Source organism: Legionella anisa (assembly GCF_001467525.1).
In the GTDB taxonomy this organism is placed as follows: Bacteria; Pseudomonadota; Gammaproteobacteria; order Legionellales; family Legionellaceae; genus Legionella; species Legionella anisa.
On sequence record NZ_LNXS01000004.1, the window covers coordinates 65,245 to 84,936 of the forward strand.

Genomic DNA, 19,692 nt, shown 5'->3' on the forward strand with positions numbered 1-19,692 from the left:
AACCAGGCTTGATAAATATAATGAATTTCAATAACAATAAATAAAAAGGACATTTATGAATCGACTCTCCAATCAATTATTGCCCTATATCCTAGTTTTAGCCAGCACCCCTGCTTTCTCTTCAGTGGCTCCGATCGAAATCAATCTTGAGCCCAATAAACCTGTTGTTTTAACGAATACAAATAAGCAAGCGATCTCCATGTTATGTGAAGTACATTTGGTCTCAAGCGTAAAAAACTCTATTTCTATTCAGATTATAAGTGGAAAGGGCAAGTTCAATGGCACTTCCTTTAAACAAGGTGACTATTTAGTCTGGACTTTAACCAACATGCAACAAATTCCCGTATTGGCAGATCCTGGCACTAAAGCTCAGGTTACCGATTTAGGAACTCATACAGTAAGAGCACTATGTAATTAGATAAAAAACCAGGGTCTGTTTACATTTCACTAGATAGTAGAAAGGTAAACAGACCCTAAATTTTTAAAAAGTTATAGAATACCTACACAACATTGGCTATGCTCAATGTGAAGACAGTGCTATTTACAATCAAAGGAGTGACATATTATGAATCGGTCTTTTTTAAAGGGAATCAGTATTTTTGCTCTTACAATGCTGTTTTCCTTATCAGCTAACGCAGATTCTGCCGGAGGAGACTTTCAAACTCGTTGTACGGATGCCTGGATGAAAAAAGCAGATGAAGCAAAAGACAAAGTAGATTTTAAGAATTTTGGTGAAAAATATTGTGGCTGTGCTGCCAAGCTACCGTTAGATAATGAAGCAGCCGTTCAAAAAGCAGTTAAGGTATGTATGTCAAGAACGTTGCTGCATGATGCGATGGATTCTATAGAAGATGATGTCGGCTTGAGCAAAGCAAAAGATAGTGATATTACTGATTATTGTAAGGACAGATGGGAACTTGTACTCCCCAAACCAACTGATGAAGATAAAAAATTCATTACTGCCTATTGCGAATGTGCTAAACCTAAATTAGTCGAACTACTCAAAAAATCAAATGATATGACTGACAAACAATATTATGACGAAATTGATGGTGTTGCCGATACATGCGCTGATAGTGAAGTCGCTTCCAAGTCTTCATCCACAAATTAAGCAAAAATTCGCCCCCTCTCCCACTCATGAGAGGGGTTTGTTCCATTGTAAGCGTTCACGCCCCATTCACCGAACGGCATCATTTTCGCGCAACCTACGCTTCCAAGATTCAAACATACCCTCTGAACGGTTGCGTTCCATTTGACAATTAAAAACTCTCAACGACGCATGGACGCAATCACGTGGGATCTGATACATGAATCGAAATATTCTCCAAAAATAATAAAGGTCTTTTTAGTGAACTAACCAATGATCTACCCCAGCATATTTGGCAGGGAATGAATCTTTTGATGCATGCAATTTTTTCTCTTGTGATATGAATCATACAGGTCCGAAACGCAATATGATATTCCAAGCCCGCACCAATTTTCATTGCTATAGCATCACAATTAGGCTCGATAATCTGAGTTGCCAATGCTTCTGTTGCAAGTAGAGATGCTTCAGGTGGTAAATGACTATAAAGTTGACTAAATTGTCTATCATAAAAAACCCTCTCTTTTTCCAAACAATAAGCATATCTCTCTCGAGTAAGTGTGAATTGACACTTGCCACTGTATCTAAGATAAGCTGCATTTGCATGTACCTGACCCGAAATTAAAAAAAGACATATAAAAACCATACGATATGTTTTTTTCACAATACACTCCCTGTTTCAATGGCTCAGCTTCATCCTATATTTCGAGTTAATGAACGCATACCTAATCCACTATAAATGTTAATGCAGCATTAATTCAACTAATCGATGTGCTATGATAAATGCTTGCTAAAAAGAGATAGTCCACGCATGAAATACACTAAATATGGTTATAGGATAAAACAACTCACCCAAGACCATGGATATTCCTGGTTATTTTTGCCCGGTGGTCCGGGATTGGGCTCGGAGTACCTCACGGATTTGTGTAACAAATTGCATTTGCCTGGGTCCATTTTTCTTTTGGATTTCCCTCAAGATGGTACTAATAATCAGGGCGAACTGAGCATCAAATATTGGCAAGACGGTTTAATTGATTTGTTAAAATCCTTTCCTGAGCCGGTATTGGTCACCCACAGTTTTGCAGGAATGTTTGCGTTAAATTTGCCCGAATTAAAAGACCATGTAACAGGACTGGTATTAATGAATACCACGACCAAAAACAGTTTTTTTGAACAGGTAAGCGCCATGCAACAGCAACATCATTTACCTGATTTGGTTCCTGCTGCCACTCAATACCATTTAACCCCTTCAGATGAAGCATACAAGGAATTTTGGAATACTTATAAATATTATTGTTTTACTGCGGATGAATTGAAAGAAGGGGAGAAAATCATCCCTCTTTTTGCTTTTAATAATACAGCTTATTATTATGCCATTGAACATTTTTATCCGGATTATTCCTGCAAATGGTTTCCCGAATCCATACCCACAATGACCATTGCCAGCGAAAATGACTTTATCTGTCCACCAAAAATCTTCCTGGAAAATAAAAGATTCCAAGGGAAAAACAATATCAATAAGATAATTGCTCAAGCAGGCCATGTGCCTTGGTTAATGGCTCTTGATCAAGTTCAGCATTGCTTTGATGATTTTGTAATCGAGCTGAATTCTGCAACAATGAATAGAACTCGTCCATAATGGACGAGCTCTAATGAGTAAAAGGCATTATTTTCATTTTTATTAAGGACGCACAATGTATCCAATCACAACCCTAACCAGCTCATTATTAGCACTAGGTTATATGTATCTTGCAATCCAGGTTATTAAACTGCGGCGCAAACACAAAGTTGCCTTTGGTTGTAAAGAGTTTACTGATTTGGAAATGGCAATAAGAGCACACGGCAATTTCAGCGAATATATTCCCCTTACCTTAATATTACTTCTTTGTGCTGAGGCAAACCAAGCAAACTGGATCGTTCTTTTAACCTTGGTTTTTTTCTTTATCTTAGGGCGAATTGTCCATGCATATGCGTTTCTTAAAGAAAAGCACCGTCTTAAATGTCGTATACAAGGAATGACCATAACCGTTTTCGTGATTATCTGCCTTTCATTTTTAAACTTAGGCCTTCTCTTTCTCAAATAACAGGGGATGCACGTGTGTATCCCTTCTTTGATCTAACGAAACAAACAGGCTTCTTGGGATTCGCGACAGGTCCAGTTGCCAGGATAACTACCTTGCTCCCAGTTACTTCCTGTACGGGTATATTGGGAGGATTTAATTTGTATCAAACCAATCTGCTTCAGTTGCTTATCAAATAAACCATAGTTACATCCTGCTATTCCCAAACGAGCAGAAGTAAAAGCATAGTTCCAGCGCACATCATCAGTTTGTTCATTACTGGTGCACGGTATGCCATTAACACTTTCGCCCATGAGTACCCAATGTGCATCGTTAGGAGTAATCATGACTTGCCATGCTCCTTGAACACACATCGCATTTATATTTAAGCTAGGGCATGATGTGTTCGCATGAGTCAACGAATTCATCAAGGTAAAACTGCACAAAGCGACCCATACATTTTTTTTAAATTTTCGATGGTGAACAATAACTCTCGATAATACATCCATATAATGCCATCCTTATTCAGAGCAAATTGAAGAAAAATATATTATTCAATAATTTTCTTAAAAAAAGTAGGTCTAAGTTATAGCCTAGAAAGTATCTAAAATGAAATGTCATGAGCCAATCTATGACATCTACAACGTGTTATTGTGTTTGAAATTCTTAATCACCGCATCAAGTTCCGACACTAATTGATGTTTTCTCTGCGCGGAACAAAAACTTGCCTGAATGCTATTTCGTGCCAATTGAGCTAATTCCTGGGCGGTTAATTGGAACGTATCTGCTACAGCACGATAATTTTCTTCTATGTAACCGGAGAAATACGCAGGATCATCCGAATTAATCGTAACAGCCAACCCCATGTTTAGCATTTTTTGAATAGGATGTTCGTTCATGGTCTTAAAAACACACAGTTTAATATTGGATAAGGGACACACTGTAAGAGGTATTTGTTGTTTTTGTAAGCGCGCTACAAGTTCCATATCCTCTAAACAGCGCACACCATGATCGATGCGAGATACCTTTAAGAGATCCAGAGCCTCAGTAATATAAGCAGCCGGGCCTTCTTCGCCTGCATGAGCAACGGCTAATAAACCATGAGCTCTTGCCTTAGCAAATACCGAAACAAAATCTCGGGGAGGATGAGCACGCTCAGCAGAATCCAAACCCACAGCAATAAATTTATCTTGATACTTCAATGCACTGTCTAAAGTATGCAAAGCATCTTCTTCAGGCAAATCTCGCAAAAAACATAAAATCATCTCTGAGCTTATATTGAGTCTTCTTTTTGCCTGTTGCAGTGCTTTATGAATTCCCTGAATCACTACCCCAATATCAATTCCTCGAGCAGTATGCGTTTGCGGATCGAAAAAAATTTCTGTATGACGTACATTTTGTAGCTTTATTTTTTGCATGTAGGCCCAGGTTAAATCATAAAAATCTTCTTCCGTTTGCAAAACATTCGTCCCCGCATAATAAAGATTTAAAAAAGATTGCAGATCAGAAAATTGATAGGCTGCATGAAGTTCATTTGGATTTGCGTAGGGTAATGCAATTTTATTTCGTTCTGCCAATAAGAACATTAAATCAGGTTCAAGCGTACCTTCTATATGCACATGAAGCTCAACCTTAGGTAAAGCCATAATTAATTCATTCATTTATTTTTCCTGTTTTACCTGGCTCACAGTCCGATTCAAATTAAGACCCATAATGATTTATTATAGATCGAGCTATAACCTCCAATCTTTAGAAACTCATGCAAAGTCTCTTTATTTGATATTTAAAATTGGATCAATTACTTTCTTCTAAATAAGAAATCTTATTTGGGTCAAGGGATGACCAATCATCTTATAAGTAAAAACGTTGATATTTATAAGTATCCAAGTGAATTCGAACACAATTTAGGCTCGATCACACTCGGTGATTTACATGGCAACCCAATCAAACTCATTCACTTCCTCTTTCGTCATCAAATCATTCAATTTAAAGATGAAGTAACGCATGTTGAGGAAACATATCAGCAATTTGTGACGCTTTATGAACAGTATGGTGAGATTCTTCAAGAATATCTGGAAAACCATACTCTTTTGCAATTTACACAAATAAAAATCGATAATGCAAAAGAGCGAATTGCAAATCTGGATAAACAATTACTTGAAGCGAACAAAGAAACGCAACAATACCAAACTTTGCTCCAATTGCGACAACAAACACTGGAAAAGTTACAGGCAGTTGAAGAAGAACAAAGAAAATTAAAACACAAATTAAGTGAACCTAAAAATAAATTGGCTGACTGTGTTGCCCAATTTAATCACTTTATGGCTCAATTGAGAGTCTGTGATAATCAAACAATAGTTCGCCTTCTTGGTGATGAAGTTGCTGACCGTGGAAATTCTGATTATTTCACCTTAAGAATTCTTAATTTGCTTCATCGAAATCATTGTCCATTAACTATTCTTGTTTCGAACCATGGAAGTGAATTTATTTACGCATATGAGCAACTCATAGCAGGACATCCATTTGTGCCTCAAGGTTATATTGGTGATGTTCAAACCCCTTCGTTTTGGGGACTTAAGCTTTTACTTGATCAAGAAATTGTTCCTCATTCAGAGTTAATCCATTTAGTTAATGAACGCTATAAACCTACCTTAAAGATACTGGATTACACGATAAGCGAAAAGGGAATCACCTTATTTAGTCATGCACCCATCCGTTTTGACGCCATAGAATTGATGGCTAAAAGTCTTGGAGTGAATTACGATGACTCTACGAGTGAAACCTTAGCAACAACGATTGATCAAATAAATCACCAATTTCAATCCTACATTGAGAACAATACCATTCATTCCCTCTTTCATACTGATGCGATTCACGACAGAACCAACATGTCAGAACAGGAACGAGCCGCATGGCCTTTAATTTATCTTTTCTGGAATCGCTGGGATGAAACAAAGGAAACTGAAACCGCGAGACCTGCAACACACAATGGATACACGATTAATTATGTCCATGGGCATGATGGATTTCAGAGTACCCTGGCCCATATTTATAACCTGGACACACTTTGCGGCAAAGAGCCACGAAAAACTGAAGATCAACACATTGAGCAGGCGTTTCGTTATCTCATTGAAAATCGCAATAAAATTGCAGATAAAACACCCTCGGAAGTCTATCTTCGTAATGTTTTAAGATATAAAGTCCTTAATTCAGATGAACACTGCTTAGAACCTAATGAACGAAAGAAACAAGAGCCTCATATAATTCCCCCAAATAATGAACTCGATGGCAGTATAAAAAAACTAAGCCTTCTGGGAAGGCCCATTGTACATCCAGCAACATCACTTATTGAGTTACCGACAGTCAAACCGAGTCCTAGAGAATTGATCATCACGACAGAGAAACAAGAAGACCTATTTTTTTCCTCTTTGAATTTAATCAACTAAAAACTATAGAAATCGTTCCTCTACGTCTCGCAATTGTTCGCAGACTCAGAAATTTCACACCATCACCGAACCTCTCAGATAAACCGACGTTATTGCAAATTGATATATGTAGCCTGGGTGAAGCGAAGCGTAACCATGTGATGTTTATCCAAAAACCCGGGTTACGGCTTCGCCTGCACCCAGGCTATATTACTGTCATCCCTGTAGACTGTAGAATACTTATTTTCCTGGTTAAATTTTGTGAGGAACTCTCAGGACTTGCTCGCGGGATCCAGAAATTTCGTACCATCACTGCCCCCCGAGGATAACCCCACGAACAAGTTGTGGGGACGTGGCGTAGGCAGAGTATTTTAACTTAATGGTAATGACGATAGATAGAAGCACTTATTATCGTTGATGTTGGAAAAATAATTTCTTATCACCATAATTTGAGGCTAATAAAGGACTTTCCAGCATTAACGTTCCTACATGATACTCTGTACCCTGATATTCTCCATATATCTCATAGAGAGCTCCCATAGGTATTTGTAAAAAAGAAACTCTAAAATCTTCACGCGAATCCTCAGCAATCAGATCTTTGACTAATTCAGTTGGTCTGAAATAGATTCGCTCAGGAAATATTGGAATGCCTTTGTATTTACCCTCACTCGTCCAAGCAGCTAAATGCCACAGAGGCAGATTATTCGCGGGATCCCGAGTGAATTCGAATATTTTCTCAATCGCAGTTAATGTCCAACTGGTGGGATGGGGTATTTTATTTGAAAAATCCTTCGCAAAATAATTCCAATTCTCTTTTTGCCCCTCGAGTAAATTCATTATGTGTAGGTTTAAAGATGGATGTTTGGAAACTAAAATTTTAATAGCCATACCGGGAATATACGTGTCGTCAGCAGGGGGCGTCGCCAACGAAAGACGTGCTACACCTATTCCACCGGACTGATAAATACCGGTAAAAGGATGGCCCGCAGCAGGAATTAAAGCAATTTTTGCTACTGAACCATTGGCATGAATAATTTTTACTCGACCTTCTGGTAGTTCATCACTGGCATGATCAAATGTGGGTTTTAAGTGAAACAATCCTTTTATTTTTTCAAGTACTTCATTATAACTGTTGCCAGTCAGTGGAGGCAAAGGATCTTCTGCGTTGCTTAAGGTAATTTCATTCCATAATAAAGCTTGCTTTTCTGCAGCAGATAAATCCTGATAATCACAGGGTAATTGAGCATATAAGCCAAAGCTCATGAAAAAATAGATAAGTCCATTAATAATCAAAGTCAAACAACGGCGCATCACAACCTCCTTGTTATTATTTTTGTGACAGAGTATACGAAATACGGACGCTTTTCTAATATTTTTTGTGAATACAGAATGTGGTTGTGTGCAGCACGCGGAACCGAAGTGTAACACATTGTTTTCTCCCCCGGATTTTACTTCGCTGTCATTGGTTACTTCATAAAATGATCATAAATAGCACGACTGGCAAGGGCTATGGCGCGACTGCGTGGATAATCACTGGCTGATTTTGATTTGACATATACTGCAATCGCAATATGTCCTTTATTATTAGGCAAGGTAATAATCCCCACATCGCTAACAAAACGATATAATTTTTTAGAGCCAGGATATCTTAAATAGTCTCGTTCATAAATTGACCAGGTCCCTGTTTTATGAGCCACTTTCACATTGGCCGGTAATAATCCTTTTATTCTGCTGCGACCCGTGCGGCATTGCTCCATAATCTTCATAAGAAGATCAGTACTTGATTCCGAGAGTGCTTGTTTTTTATATAATTTTACGAGCAGTTTTGCCATATCATCCGGTGTAGTTGTGTCGCGTATGTCTTTTTCAAAGCGCTGCCAAGCTTGCTGTTTTTCTTTAAGGGGAACACGATTAGATATTTTCTGCCAGGAATACACCGGTTGGCGTTTTTTTAAAAAGGAGCGATCCACATGATTTGTATCGATAAACATTTCCATAATGGAACGATTAATGGAAATGTTTTTGAATCCTAATGCATTCATCCGTTTTGCTACATATCGGGGCCCATTCGCAGCCTGTAATAATGCATCGCTTGCACTATTATCGCTATTTTTGAGTGTATGCATCAGTATTTGTTTTAAGGAAATACTCAGTTTTTTCTTTTCGAATAAATAATGCAGCGCTCCTGATCCAGGAACCGAATTACGTGAATCCATTTTAATCACACGATTTAATGAATCTTTTTTCTCATCAACACGATGCAAAAAAGCCATCGCAATGGGCAGCTTGATTGTGCTTGCCATAAAAAAGCGTTGGTTACTGTTATGCGCGATTACCTTATTTTTCTCTATATAAATGGCAGTAACCCCCATCACTGTGTTCGATTTTTTTTCAATATCTTTTATTTTTTTAATTAGCTCGGTATTACTCTGACTTGCAAAACCATTCACTGAAAATACAATACTCAAAAGCCAACACAGTAAAATACTTTTTTCCCTGAAAATATGAGCACACTGCGCCAGAAATTTTATTTTCATAAAGTATGTGATCCCTTTCTCATTGTTTTTATTCAATTTTTTAACGTAAATAATCGACACTATATCCCGTTTTAAATGGGATGGAAAAAATGTACGCCAAAATGTCCCTATCAGCATGTAACAGTCCATAGTTTATGAAGGTTTGTGATGAGATAAGGGATTCAATTTTCTTTTTATTGTACTTTTGACAGATTTTCACTCTCTGTGCAATAAATTATATAAAGCATTAAGCAAATTTTTATTCTATTTTTATATAAATTACAACCGTTTGTATATTACAAGACAACCTGACTATTATTTGCCCTTAAAATCAACGGTTTTTTCATGTGGGAGATGATATAAGTTTTAACCTCGCAACAAAAGATACTCAAGATAAAATATGCTTAAAAATCTAATGCCCGCAGTTTTTCCAGGAGGATGAAACCAATATATTTAAGAGATTTTAATTGCTTCAATGCTATTTGGTTTTTTTACTCTTTTTTCTGTAGCTGTTCTTTAAAAAGCTGACTTAATCCCTCTCGATAGGAAGGATAGAGCAAGCTTATCCTGAGTTCTGCTTTAATTTTTGCATTAGAAACCCGGCGATTACTTGCATAAAACTGCTTTTCCATGGAAGACATTGTTGCCATTTCGTAGGATATAAGTGGCGGGGGGGGACGTCCGAGTAATGATGCAGCGTACGCATCAACAATATGGGCTGAGGTAGGTTCATCATCAGCAACATTATAAACTGAATACGGCTGGGGATTTTTTATTGATGCGCGAATAACCGAGGCAATATCCGCAACATGAATTCTGGAGAAATACTGGCCCTCCTTATAAATACTGGCTTTTTTTCCTGCAATAATGCGTTCGATTGCATTTCTTTGTGGTCCATAAATTCCTGCCAACCGGAAAATATGAAGCGGAATTTCGTGTTGTCTGGCAAAAGACTTCCATTTATTTTCAGCGTTTAACCTTAATTTACCCTGTATTCCGGCTGCTCTAGAATGAGACTCTTCAGTTACCCAAGCACCGTGATGATCTCCATAAACACTGGTAGAAGACAGATACCCAAGCCATTGAATATGCCCTTTGTTTTGACTGATTAAATCACCAAAACACAAAAGGACAAGGTCTCCTGTTTTTTCTGAAGGCGGAATACATACTAAAATATGGGTTGCTTTACTTAAATGAGCGGCTATTTCATTCTCACAAAAATCAATAAGTTTGTAATTTTCTTGTGCACTATTTAGAATCTTATTCTTATCTCGGGTTGTACCAATCACATTGAAATTTAATTCGAGCAATTCTCTGGCTAAAAATTCGGCGGTATACCCAAAACCAAAGATGAAAAAACAAGGAGGCGCAGAATGATTTTCCATAGTAAACAAACCCATACATTTTTTCAAAATAAGAGCCACGTGGCCTGGGTGCATCGAAGCGAAACCCGGGAGACATGAATCAACCCTTTAATCCCGGGTTTCGCTTCGCTGCACCTAGGCTACTTTTAATTCGTTTGAAGTCAAGAATCGCTGCTAGCGTGGGATATTTTTACTTCCTCTCACTAATTTCATGACCCGATTAAGAAAATCAGGTCCTGGATCTTCTTTATCCGTTTGATAATTCGGATCCCGCTCAAGCCAAAGGGGGGTATTTTTAAAATTCAAATAGTCATTATGGCCAATAACATATTTTATTTCCGGATATTTCTTTTTAAGATAACACACTAAAAATGCATTTGCCTTTGTCTGTGCTTCCGTTAAATCATCCTTACTGTCTATTCCCCCTATATTTTCAATACCAATCGCATAATGATTCAATCCTATAACATGTCTTGCCATCCAGTTTTCAGGCATGAGTTGATAAATCGTTCCATCACGATCCACTAAAAAATGACTTGATACATTCAAGTTACCCGGCAGTTCTTTAATACGTGGGGAATTTTGAGGGAATGTAGGCGGATTAAAAACACGAAGAGTTGCCTTAAGCGTGGGAATACATGTCCAATGCAATACAATCATTTTCGGTTCAATTTCAATTGACTTAGAATCAATTCCATAATGAGTTAATTGATACTGTCGCGTTAAAGCAATGCGTTGTTCATCAAATTGAATCGGTGCCTTATGAATTTCTTGCGCGTCATAGCAAGAAAATGCATGCACCAGAGAACTTATAAAAAATGAGCAATACAGGAAAATTTTCATATTATTTTTTTAGTACCATAAAATAGGCAACCACATAATCGGGTAAATGGCGAGTGGCTTGCGAGAAAGCTTCTCTCCCTGCATAACTACCCGCTAGAAAATCAACTTGATACAAATTACTCTGGAATGCACCACCAGTATCAGCAAAAATACCGATTCGTGTCACTATTTTTTTCTTCTGATCTGGATACTGTACCATCAAAAGTTTTCCTACACCAAACTGTTCGAGATCAGCAGCAAAAGTGACTTCGGTATTCACCGTAATTTTATGATCTGCATCTTTTCCATAACCTTTGATACCCGATACCGGTTTAAAATACCAGTACCGCTCTTGTAGATAAGGATTTTTGGCTTTGTCATACGCAATATTGTTGCATCGATGCACATTAAAGATTTTTGTTTGATGATTTGGGTAGTCTGCAATAATGGTCCCTTGCATTAATGCAGACTCCAAGTCATCTCGATTCAAATAGGCGAGTGGAGGAACATTTTTATTCGTCAATGCACCTTTCAATATAGCTTGCTTCCCATATTGGAAACGTGTCAATTCAGGTTTTGCATCTGCCTCTTCAAGTGTCAATTGCTCTTCATCTCTGGGAAGTCCATAAAGAGGAAAAGGATAGGCCACGCTGCGTTTCGTTGATGCTTTAGCACGATGCACATAATACTTAGTCATTAAAATTTTATCTGCGGGTAAATGAGCAATGAGTGATTTTTTCGCCTTTAAGTCTTTGGCTTGTTCCAGATCGGGATACCAGCGAACAAAATCAAAGTGCTTTTTAATAAAAGCAGGATTGTTCAATTCATTTTGATGTCGGCAAATAAAGATTAAAGTTTCTTTAACTCGTGAAAGAGGTATAGGCAAAACCTTGCCTTCGTGAATGACCCGAGGATCATAGTGACTGCCTTTATTTAAATAAGCCAAAGTTTCTTTGGCTGTCGCACATAATGCAGGTCCATTGACTTCGTAGTGAGCTGCAGAAGCAGGCTCTGCGGGTACGAAATGTGGGGCAGCGAACGCTTGGATAGTCGCAAGCATGCCATAAAGGAAAATTTTTATCTTCATTGTTTACGACAAACATGGGTTAAAACAAAATGATACCATATTCATGTCGTTTAACTCTAAAAATCTGTATGATTTATAGCGTGCATGATTCTATTGAAGCGTTTCAAAAAAAACGTAGCCTAAAAACTCAGCCCAGATCTATTTCTACGTCCCGCGGACAAGCTTTGAGAGTTCCTCACAAAATTTAACCAGGTAGAATTCATTTGTTACTTGAATCCATCCAGCCTAAGGAATGGACGCCCTATATCGAAGTCAAAAAGGCGGTCATCCCTGCGTAGGCAGAGCCAACACTATGCTGCTTCTGCCCTATCAAACTCTGAGTCATCATCAGATTCTGTTGTTAAACGATTAAAATGCCAGGAGCTGTAAAGCGCTCCAAGTCCACAAGCAATTAACCCTAAAGGCAATGCGTTGAGTGTTTGCATGAGCAGATACGCACTTAAGATGGTTAATACAGAGGAACCAAACATGCGTACAGTATGAATTATGGCAAGGGCAAGACCGGTGTTTTCTTTATAATCCGCAAGCATAATCGACATAGTCGCTGGTGCAGTTAAACTAATCCCTAAATTACAAATTAACGCAAAAGATAGTGTATACAAATTGAATTCATAAAGGGCTGCGCCCAATAACATCGCAAAACCACCGATAATAATAAACCAACTACCTAGATAAATGGTTGCAGCCATACTGAAATATTTACGCAGCCAAATGCCTAAATAATTTCCAACGATAATATTTAATCCGTTGATAATAAAAATAACACCATACACTAAGGGCGAAAAACCGAATTGATCAATAATGATATAAGATGAATTAATCACCGAAAGCATTACTGCTGCAAAACTAAACATCATAATAAACGAACCACTCCATAAAGTAGGAGATGGGATGAGCTCTTGATATGCTTTGATTACTTTTTTTACGATAAACGGTTCTTTGGGTTGATTCCAAAATGGTGATTCAAATAATCCTTTACGAGACTGAAGCAAGAGCACGATACCGATCACAGCCATTAACATAAAGTTAGCTTGCCAACCACAGTAGGTAAAGATAAGCGAACCAAGCACAGGAGCAAGGATGGGCGAGATTGAAACAATCATCGAAACATAGGATAAAACTTTTGCTCGCTCTACAGTATCTTCAAAATCTCGCGAAATTGAAAAAGCAACCAAGTTAGCGCAGCATAACGCAAATCCCTGTAAGGACCTACCTAAAATGAGTACCCAAATATTAGGAGCAAGAGCACATATTATACTGGCAAGCACAGCAATCACTAAGCTACCAGGCAATAAACGGCGTCGGCCAAAATGATCGATTAACGGCCCCCAAACTAATTGGGTCACGCCAAAAACAACCAAATAAATACTTAAGGTTAATTGGCTTAGGCTATGTGTTGTACCAAAAAAATTGGTGATATAGGGCAACGAAGGTTGATAGAGATCAAAGGTAAGTAAAGAAAAAGCTGATAATAATCCAATAAGTAAAATAGAGGTTCTAGATTGAGGCATAATATTCGTTTTATAAAAATGAGCGGAGTATTATAGTAAAATCTCTTTGTAAAATCTCTTTCTTTTTGTAGTTTTGTAGCCTGGGTGCAGCGCAGCGGAACCCGGGTTTCGCTGCGCTGCACCCAGGCTACAACTCCAATTAACCTTTGCGAATCAGATAATTACTTCCCGCATGAATTACTTTTTTCATCCGATTATCTTCTTCTGGATTAGGCTGGCATGCTTTAAAAGAATCTTTTACTGATGCAACACTAATAGGTAAAACAGGACGGCTATCGGTTTCTAAATAGCCCTCTTTATTCTTAAAAATAGTAAAATGATCCGCAGCAAACTCCTGACATTCAGTTAACGTTTCATCCTGACAAATCGAAAATTTAATGGATCGCTCCACACGATATGATTCCCCTACTTCATCCGCGAAAACGATATCACCATATACTACGCTATGGCGGGTTCCACAAAAATAATAGCCAAACTTATATTGACCGTTTTCAATAACATCGGTGCGAATATATCGTCCATCGCCCTGAGTCAGGCCATTGAGTGTCACAATATGACGCACCTCTTCTTTGGGGGCGCTTTCCGCAATTGCCAAACCAGTTAGAACCAATCCCATGATTAATAAAGTAATTCTTTTCATTTTTTATTCCTTATCTGAAAAAACATCCTCAAGGAACGTGTCTTTAAGGATCAATAACCTACTCTAACATCAATTCGGAAGGATAAATTTTTACCAAACTGACATCGCAGCCCCATTATCCTAAGAAAAAACCCATTTGAACAGATAAAAAAAATAGTGCTTTTTGATTAAAAAAAGATCGAATGAATTTGGAATATATCCCTTCTAAAGACAAACTTGCTGGACAAGACATGATTTAAGTGAGTCTTGGCACTGGCTTCGCAAGGTATGATAAAACAGACAGTTAAGATGGCCAGCCTTGAACAAGTCAATGAGCAGCTTGATTTGCTAAGAGCAGTGACACTGTAGGTCGCGCAGTTATTAAATTTTAAGACTAATTAGGCACATCCATATAAAGAGTTGGATTGCCCATTGGCAATCCAACATCGATTGATACTGTATGGTTAATAGTTACTTACTTTTTGTATAGTGCTCGTATGAGAATGACAATCATTGATGAACAATAAGATGCCACTATCCGGAGCACAATCTTTGGGACTATGACTCGATTTATCAGGAATATCCACTGATGCACCTGCTTCGATAAGCATTTTAATCATTTGTTTATCCCCATTTTGTACTGCCTTGTGTAGCGGGGTTTGTCCTTCTTTGTCCTGAAGATCTAAAGATGCCCCTGCTTTTACCAATGCGCGAGCACAATCAAAATTTTTGCTCGAAACAGCCCAATGAAGTGCTGAACGTCCATAAGTAGGATCTGCTTTATCCAGATCTGACACTGACATCGATTTAATCAATACTTTGAGTTCAAATAAACGTCCCCAGGTAGCAGCTCTTCTTAAGGCTTGATCATACACTGGGCTTCCCATTTCGCCTGGTTTACGCAATGAAGCGCACACTGTAGCCAGTTGTACTTGGTCTTTCGTTTTTCGTCCGCCACCAATAAAAGTAAGAAGTTTTGGTGCAATTTTTCCACTCGCCTGATCCATAATAGTCTGGTTAGTGCCCACTAATCTTGAGTTTATTGAATCCAGTTTCAACAAAGTATCAGTACGCTCCATATCCTTGCGACTTAGTGGCTTGTTCGCAAAAAGCAAACCAGACAATTCAATAATCATGCCGGGCATTGCTCCAAATAAGGAAGTATCACTCGAAACTAATGACTTCACTGCAATTAAATAAGCAGCAACAAATTCTGTGTTATTATCCATATCTTGATAATAAGGCAGCTTTTTGTCTCGCATCGCTTCCAGAGTACTGGTAACGCCGGTTGATAAAACCAATGAGCTTGACGACTGGGCAACCGTTTGCCGCATCACCCCGTTTGGTAATGATTGGTGGTATTCAATTGCCGGCAGAGGCTTAGAAGTAGTCAAAGTCAAATCATGTTCATAAGCATATCGAATTTCAGACTTCTTACTTCCCCACTCCCCAACAAGAATGTACTTATCTTGATCACTTAACTTAATGTACTGTGCGATTAATTTATAATCCTTTGAAGAATCTACTGCAGCAAGATACATAAATCCATAATTACCGGTAGGAACTTTTGCTTGGTCGGAAAGTGATAATGTAGGTAAATCTTCTGATTTGGTAATCGAGGGGATACCTAACCGATCTAGTCCAAGACCAGCACTCCCAATCAACATATCGTCATCATCAAAAGAATCATAGAGTTTTGGTTGATCTATCTTCGCTTGCATACGGTAGAGAGATTGTGTAAACAAATCTGAAAAAGCCATCTGGTTTACATTTCCCACAAATAAGAATTTACTGTCAGGAGAAAGAACTCGCTTGATAATATCTGATGGGGCATGCTTACAACGGTTGGCATCAATAAAAGCAACTACTGTATTGTCAACTGCATCAAACAGTTCTAAAGAAGAAAGTCCAATGCTAGTGCCTTCTACGGATATACGACCATCCACAGGAACACCATACATGCTTGTAAATCGAGGTATACCATCAAGTGTACTTACTAAAACGACATCAATATCCATTATTCCCTGTTTGGCAAGTTCGCGAACCATGTCCTTTGCCATATTACCTGCAAAAGCAAAATCACCTTTTGCAGTAGGATTTTTACAATTAGCATGAATAAGAATTACTTTACCCATAATTTACCCTTGTTTGTTAAATTTATGAGCAAAATTTTAACTCTTTAACCTTAATAAAATATTAACAAAATGACTTTTTTGTTTAAATTTAGTTAAAATTAAATCCATTTGTTAAAAAAATCACTTACATCGATTTAAAATTAAATTTTATGGTTTACGTTAAATCAAAAAGTCAGCTATCCCAATTTCTCCCAAAGCAGAAGAAGGCCTCAGAAGAAAAATAAGCAATGCATATTTCTAAATTTGCCTTTGGCGTTAAACGCTTTCATGGTAGAATAATATTTGTACATTGGGGGTGCCAATTTTTGGCTGAGAGGATAACCAACCCTTTGAACCTGATCTCATTCGTCTGAGCGGAGGAAAATGTGTCTATTGTTTTGTTTTCGGGTATTGTTGCTTTTATTACTTCATTTATTGGTTTGTTACCGCAAATTATCAAGTCCTTAAAAACCAAGTCAACTCAAGATCTCTCTATGATCATGCTGATTAATTACCTCATTTGTTCTGTAGCATGGATTATTTATGGAAGTAGCACGGACTCCTTTTTTGTAATCAGTTCAAATGTAGTAGGTTTGCTTGTCAGTCTGCTGCTTATTCTCTTAAAAAAACATTATGATGCACGATCTCATTAATTTAACAGGATATCAGTCCATTTTATGTCTCAATGGAGATTTACCTGAGCCCTCTTTTTTTAATAGGAATTTACCCATCATTGCCGCGGATGGGGCCGCAAACAGTTTATTGGAGCTTGGAATCCACCCTCAATTAATTACTGGAGATTTGGATTCCGTCCGACCAATGATTCTGGAAAACCATCCTTTTCTGCACTCACCGGATCAAAATCAAAGTGATTACCAAAAAGCGATGGATTATTTAAAAGATAATGATTTACTCCCTGCTATTATTGTTGGCATAAATGGTGGGTGCTTGGATCATATACTGAACAACATGAATATCTTTATGGAAACAAACTGTCTTTTATATGCTCCACCCATAAGAGGTTTTGTTCTGCATGAACAATCCAGGATGAATTGTGTGTTACCCCCGCAGACAAAAATTTCATTAATGGGAATACCTAATGCAACTCTATCCTCAAAAGGGTTGCAATGGGAGCTCAATAACACTCATCTTTCCTTTCCAGGAAAAACGTCCTGTTTTAATCGAACCCAATTGCCAGAAATCGTTTTGGAAGCGCATCAAGGCTCCGTTCTGGTTTTGATTTACGAACAAATGATTGAGGATGCGGGGTTAGCTGCCCAGTAAATTCCGCAGAGAAACAAGAACTCTTGCAAACCTCATTCAAAATGACTGCTCATTTTTGATTTTAATTTACAACAATAGAGCACTGATCACCTCGAATCACTAAAGTCACTGTACTGTCTTTAGTTAGCACTTCAGAACCACATAAAACATCGCGGCCGAATGCCGAATTTTTTCTATATCCAAATATATATTCCCTGTTTACTGGTCCGTTACCTGAATGGATTTTCCCCCGAGACCCGGATCGTTTACCATCCACAGTAAAACCTATGGCGGCCGCAGTTTTCTCATTGGTTTTTACATGGACTCGAATCGTGTCATTGGCAAGTGCTTGAATTGAAAAAGAAAGCAGGACCAGGGCGCTCAAATTTTTTAGAGACTTTTTTATCATAATAAAACACTCCTTGTTCTATGTGCTTTTAATATACTCCATTTAATGAATTAGGGAAAATCATCAGGGATAAAATGCAAATTATTAAATCTATAAGATTATTTTGAATATATTCGGTGCTTTTCATAGCCATTCATACTTCGATTTTTCTCTGAAGTCCTTAAATTTTCATCTTCTAATGACTAAAAATCAGATGCTAGATGCTTTCTTGAATTATCATTTATATACACTATGATAAAAATATAGTCACAAACACTTATTTGCAATGCAATCATATGCATTCTTTAAGGAGGCATCCATGAAAGCTAAAAGACTTTTGACACAAACATTCTCACATATGGTATATCACGATGTAGCAAAATCTCGACATACCCTCGTACATACCAATTACCTTAAATATAAAGCCAAAGAAAGAACTGCAAGGATACAACTGCTTCGAGAGAGTATTCCGACTGGTTCTAGTCTGATTTATCGAGGTTCAGAGGGCACGGATGAGGTTCTCAGCACCATGAAGTCAAATCGCGTGGGTAGAAAGTCTACAGAAAGTAGAAAGGCAGCCTCGCATGATATCGTAGGCTATATTCGAGATAATGACAGTAGGTATTTTCTCTCTTTTACACCCTGCAAAGAAACAGTAAAACCTTATACTGTAGGCTTATCATTAATTCCTAAAATAGGTTATATTTTTGTTACCGGAATCCCTAAAGTATATACAACCCCTCAAAAACTCCTTCTTTTAAATCAGGGAATGTTTGAGCGATACGATAAAAGAATGATCAATTCGATGCCTCTAGATGAAGCTCGAGGATATCAAAGTATTGTAACGATGACTCGCAATAATAATGAAATTACGGGGATCATCGGCGCTTCAGCAAAAGATGATTGGCGTTCCGAGGTTAACAAACGCATGCATAGTGTTATTGAAGTGTGTGGGCCTGGGCGTATTGCATCATCGTTTATGAGTTCGAGTGAGCCTGCTCATGTAAAACATTGGAAAAATCCAGATTTTATGCCTGAACTTGTGGCACTGGATATCGTTTTCTATGAGTCTCAAGAAGAGTATGAAGAAATGAATGAAAAAGCAAGAGATATGGGACTTATACAAAAAGGCGAACGATTACCTACTTTTTCCGATGCAGAAGAGCTTGTAGAACAATTAGATGAATGGGGAGATACGTATGGGAGCAGTGAGACGATGAAAGTCACTGCATTTCCCAAACAAATTAAGCCTGGGGATAAGAGATCTCTTGTTGAGTTTTTGGATGAGCAAATTAAATCAAATCCATCCATAACATCATTAGAAGAACCAAGAACTTCTCAGACATTATAATGCGTTAAGGCAATCAGAGCGGCTGTTATACGCAATTGATATAAACCTTCTTTTCTTCCGGGTTTAATGCTTAACGTCCCAATTATAC

The 19,692-nt window shown here is 37.9% G+C and carries 20 protein-coding genes and 1 riboswitch; of the genes, 8 read left to right on the forward strand and 12 right to left on the reverse strand.

The features are described from left to right. Window positions 1-55: 55 nt before the first annotated feature. Both Lani_RS02200 and Lani_RS02205 read left to right on the forward strand, forming a co-directional pair. Window positions 56-418: a hypothetical protein gene (locus Lani_RS02200; protein WP_058388372.1), complete on the forward strand. Its 363-nt coding sequence runs from the start codon at window positions 56-58 to the stop codon at window positions 416-418. A gap of 147 nt (window positions 419-565) precedes the next feature. Further along, complete coding sequence (locus Lani_RS02205; protein ID WP_019235194.1) at window positions 566-1,111, forward strand: hypothetical protein; 546 nt, start codon at window positions 566-568, stop codon at window positions 1,109-1,111. Window positions 1,112-1,289: 178 nt separating this feature from the next. Here the strand turns inward: Lani_RS02205 and Lani_RS02210 are convergent, their stop codons facing one another. Beyond that, the gene (locus tag Lani_RS02210; RefSeq protein WP_019235195.1) at window positions 1,290-1,748 is read right to left on the reverse strand and encodes a lysozyme inhibitor LprI family protein; all 459 of its coding nucleotides are present in this window, start codon (window positions 1,746-1,748) and stop codon (window positions 1,290-1,292) included. A 147-nt stretch (window positions 1,749-1,895) separates the two neighbouring features. On the opposite strand from Lani_RS02210, the gene Lani_RS02215 reads away from it, so the two are divergent. After that, window positions 1,896-2,723: an alpha/beta hydrolase gene (locus Lani_RS02215; protein WP_019235196.1), complete on the forward strand. Its 828-nt coding sequence runs from the start codon at window positions 1,896-1,898 to the stop codon at window positions 2,721-2,723. Window positions 2,724-2,778: 55 nt separating this feature from the next. Further along, window positions 2,779-3,168 carry an MAPEG family protein gene (locus Lani_RS02220; protein ID WP_058388373.1) on the forward strand — a complete coding sequence of 130 codons (390 nt, stop codon included), beginning with the start codon at window positions 2,779-2,781 and terminating at the stop codon, window positions 3,166-3,168. A gap of 32 nt (window positions 3,169-3,200) precedes the next feature. On the opposite strand, the gene Lani_RS02225 is transcribed toward Lani_RS02220, so the two are convergent. After that, the gene (locus Lani_RS02225; RefSeq protein WP_058388374.1) at window positions 3,201-3,653 is read right to left on the reverse strand and encodes a hypothetical protein; all 453 of its coding nucleotides are present in this window, start codon (window positions 3,651-3,653) and stop codon (window positions 3,201-3,203) included. 129 nt (window positions 3,654-3,782) lie between these two features. Further along, entirely contained in the window at window positions 3,783-4,805 is a 1,023-nt protein-coding gene (locus Lani_RS02230) for an adenosine deaminase (RefSeq protein WP_019235199.1), read from the reverse strand. Between the two features lie 177 nt (window positions 4,806-4,982). Here Lani_RS02230 and wip point away from each other — a divergent pair, with 177 nt between their 5' ends. Further along, window positions 4,983-6,590 carry a Dot/Icm T4SS effector Wip gene (gene wip / locus Lani_RS02235; protein WP_058388375.1) on the forward strand — a complete coding sequence of 536 codons (1,608 nt, stop codon included), beginning with the start codon at window positions 4,983-4,985 and terminating at the stop codon, window positions 6,588-6,590. Window positions 6,591-6,977: 387 nt separating this feature from the next. On the opposite strand, the gene Lani_RS02240 is transcribed toward wip, so the two are convergent. The 8 genes from Lani_RS02240 to ankY all read right to left on the reverse strand — a co-directional run bounded on the left by Lani_RS02240 (window position 6,978) and on the right by ankY (window position 16,623). Next, a complete protein-coding gene (locus tag Lani_RS02240; protein WP_058388376.1) occupies window positions 6,978-7,880 on the reverse strand; it encodes a hypothetical protein in 903 nt (300 codons plus the stop codon). 155 nt (window positions 7,881-8,035) lie between these two features. Next, a complete protein-coding gene (gene bla, locus Lani_RS02245; RefSeq protein WP_040523282.1) occupies window positions 8,036-9,106 on the reverse strand; it encodes a class A beta-lactamase in 1,071 nt (356 codons plus the stop codon). 470 nt (window positions 9,107-9,576) lie between these two features. Beyond that, window positions 9,577-10,470, reverse strand: a complete 894-nt coding sequence (locus Lani_RS02250) for an SDR family oxidoreductase (protein WP_058388384.1) — start codon at window positions 10,468-10,470, stop codon at window positions 9,577-9,579. 153 nt (window positions 10,471-10,623) lie between these two features. Then, a complete protein-coding gene (locus Lani_RS02255; protein ID WP_040523284.1) occupies window positions 10,624-11,292 on the reverse strand; it encodes a peptidoglycan recognition protein family protein in 669 nt (222 codons plus the stop codon). 1 nt (window position 11,293) lies between these two features. Next, on the reverse strand, window positions 11,294-12,358 hold the full coding sequence (locus Lani_RS02260; RefSeq protein WP_058388377.1) for an MltA domain-containing protein: 1,065 nt from the start codon (window positions 12,356-12,358) through the stop codon (window positions 11,294-11,296). A gap of 290 nt (window positions 12,359-12,648) precedes the next feature. Then, a complete protein-coding gene (locus tag Lani_RS02265) occupies window positions 12,649-13,869 on the reverse strand; it encodes a multidrug effflux MFS transporter (RefSeq protein WP_058388378.1) in 1,221 nt (406 codons plus the stop codon). A 139-nt stretch (window positions 13,870-14,008) separates the two neighbouring features. Further along, the gene (locus Lani_RS02270) at window positions 14,009-14,509 is read right to left on the reverse strand and encodes a hypothetical protein (RefSeq protein ID WP_019235206.1); all 501 of its coding nucleotides are present in this window, start codon (window positions 14,507-14,509) and stop codon (window positions 14,009-14,011) included. Between the two features lie 443 nt (window positions 14,510-14,952). Continuing rightward, a complete protein-coding gene (ankY, locus tag Lani_RS02275; RefSeq protein WP_019235207.1) occupies window positions 14,953-16,623 on the reverse strand; it encodes a Dot/Icm T4SS effector AnkY/LegA9 in 1,671 nt (556 codons plus the stop codon). 281 nt (window positions 16,624-16,904) lie between these two features. Beyond that, window positions 16,905-17,002: riboswitch (TPP riboswitch) on the forward strand. Between ankY and Lani_RS02280 the strand changes: the two genes are divergently transcribed. Together Lani_RS02280 and Lani_RS02285 are read left to right on the forward strand one after the other, a co-directional pair. Then, window positions 16,989-17,255, forward strand: a complete 267-nt coding sequence (locus Lani_RS02280; protein ID WP_019235208.1) for a SemiSWEET family sugar transporter — start codon at window positions 16,989-16,991, stop codon at window positions 17,253-17,255. (Overlaps the previous riboswitch by 14 nt.) After that, window positions 17,239-17,886: a thiamine diphosphokinase gene (locus Lani_RS02285; RefSeq protein WP_058388379.1), complete on the forward strand. Its 648-nt coding sequence runs from the start codon at window positions 17,239-17,241 to the stop codon at window positions 17,884-17,886. Before Lani_RS02280 ends, Lani_RS02285 begins: the two co-directional genes overlap by 17 nt. A 61-nt stretch (window positions 17,887-17,947) precedes the next feature. Here the strand turns inward: Lani_RS02285 and Lani_RS02290 are convergent, their stop codons facing one another. After that, window positions 17,948-18,274, reverse strand: coding sequence for a hypothetical protein (locus tag Lani_RS02290; RefSeq protein ID WP_019235210.1), 327 nt, complete (start codon window positions 18,272-18,274; stop codon window positions 17,948-17,950). 298 nt (window positions 18,275-18,572) lie between these two features. Here Lani_RS02290 and Lani_RS02295 point away from each other — a divergent pair, with 298 nt between their 5' ends. Next, on the forward strand, window positions 18,573-19,604 hold the full coding sequence (locus tag Lani_RS02295) for a hypothetical protein (protein WP_019235211.1): 1,032 nt from the start codon (window positions 18,573-18,575) through the stop codon (window positions 19,602-19,604). Window positions 19,605-19,692: the final 88 nt, after the last annotated feature.

Coding starts and splice junctions, on each gene's coding strand:
- Lani_RS02200 (WP_058388372.1), top strand. CDS start 56: ATGAATCGACTCTCCAATCAATTATTGCCCTATATCCTAGTTTTAGCC.
- Lani_RS02205 (WP_019235194.1), top strand. CDS start 566: ATGAATCGGTCTTTTTTAAAGGGAATCAGTATTTTTGCTCTTACAATG.
- Lani_RS02215 (WP_019235196.1), top strand. CDS start 1,896: ATGAAATACACTAAATATGGTTATAGGATAAAACAACTCACCCAAGAC.
- Lani_RS02220 (WP_058388373.1), top strand. CDS start 2,779: ATGTATCCAATCACAACCCTAACCAGCTCATTATTAGCACTAGGTTAT.
- Lani_RS02225 (WP_058388374.1), bottom strand. CDS start 3,653: ATGGATGTATTATCGAGAGTTATTGTTCACCATCGAAAATTTAAAAAA.
- Lani_RS02230 (WP_019235199.1), bottom strand. CDS start 4,805: ATGAATGAATTAATTATGGCTTTACCTAAGGTTGAGCTTCATGTGCAT.
- wip (WP_058388375.1), top strand. CDS start 4,983: ATGACCAATCATCTTATAAGTAAAAACGTTGATATTTATAAGTATCCA.
- Lani_RS02240 (WP_058388376.1), bottom strand. CDS start 7,880: ATGCGCCGTTGTTTGACTTTGATTATTAATGGACTTATCTATTTTTTC.
- bla (WP_040523282.1), bottom strand. CDS start 9,106: ATGAAAATAAAATTTCTGGCGCAGTGTGCTCATATTTTCAGGGAAAAA.
- Lani_RS02250 (WP_058388384.1), bottom strand. CDS start 10,470: ATGGAAAATCATTCTGCGCCTCCTTGTTTTTTCATCTTTGGTTTTGGG.
- Lani_RS02255 (WP_040523284.1), bottom strand. CDS start 11,292: ATGAAAATTTTCCTGTATTGCTCATTTTTTATAAGTTCTCTGGTGCAT.
- Lani_RS02260 (WP_058388377.1), bottom strand. CDS start 12,358: ATGAAGATAAAAATTTTCCTTTATGGCATGCTTGCGACTATCCAAGCG.
- Lani_RS02265 (WP_058388378.1), bottom strand. CDS start 13,869: ATGCCTCAATCTAGAACCTCTATTTTACTTATTGGATTATTATCAGCT.
- Lani_RS02270 (WP_019235206.1), bottom strand. CDS start 14,509: ATGAAAAGAATTACTTTATTAATCATGGGATTGGTTCTAACTGGTTTG.
- ankY (WP_019235207.1), bottom strand. CDS start 16,623: ATGGGTAAAGTAATTCTTATTCATGCTAATTGTAAAAATCCTACTGCA.
- Lani_RS02285 (WP_058388379.1), top strand. CDS start 17,239: ATGCACGATCTCATTAATTTAACAGGATATCAGTCCATTTTATGTCTC.
- Lani_RS02290 (WP_019235210.1), bottom strand. CDS start 18,274: ATGATAAAAAAGTCTCTAAAAAATTTGAGCGCCCTGGTCCTGCTTTCT.
- Lani_RS02295 (WP_019235211.1), top strand. CDS start 18,573: ATGAAAGCTAAAAGACTTTTGACACAAACATTCTCACATATGGTATAT.